The following is a 580-nucleotide window of genomic DNA, read 5'->3' as shown; positions in this document are numbered from 1 at the left end:
ATAACTGGAGGAATAGCAGCAAGTGCGTTTTGGATAGCTTCAGGTGAGATAACCAAAAGAAGTCCAGCAGGGATAGCGATACGCAAACCTTGACAGATAAGCGCGATGAAGTGCCACATTTCAACACCTGAGTAAGAACCATTTTCCGCAGCACGGTCAGCTTGGTGAACGAGCACAACTGAAAGCATACGTACAAGAGTAGTCAATACAAGACCAGCAGTTGCAAGCAAGATAGCAGCAGGAACGATAGTACCCATGATGTGAGTCAAATCAAAGGTGTTTGATTGAACCATCAAAATAGATGAGGCGATTGAGGCAAGGGCAGCATCGGGTGCGACAGCGGCACCAACGTTAGCCCAACCAAGAGCGATCAATTGAAGCGAACCACCGAGGATAATCCCTGCAGATGCGTGACCAGTAACAATACCGATGAGCGAGCAGGCGATAATTGGTTGGTGGAATTGCCATTGGTCAAGGATACCTTCAAGACCAGCAAGGAAGGCAACGAGAATGACCAAGATTACAGATAAAACACCGTATTCCATGTTTGTTATAAAGGGCACGTTCAAGTCTTGCGCCA

Annotated in this window: 1 protein-coding gene; it reads right to left on the bottom strand. The window is 47.1% G+C overall.

Going from position 1 to position 580, the window contains the following annotated elements; translation table 11 throughout:
* Window positions 1-545: PTS sugar transporter subunit IIC (locus BAZO_RS11420; protein WP_039957451.1), on the bottom strand; the 545-nt coding region annotated here is incomplete at its 3' end.
* Between the last annotated feature and the right edge of the window lie 35 nt (window positions 546-580).

The organism is Schinkia azotoformans LMG 9581 (assembly GCF_000307855.1).
In the GTDB taxonomy this organism is placed as follows: Bacteria; Bacillota; Bacilli; order Bacillales; family Bacillaceae_J; genus Schinkia; species Schinkia azotoformans.
Note: the sequence above shows the minus strand (reverse complement) of the source record. Positions and strands in the feature narration are given on the sequence as shown.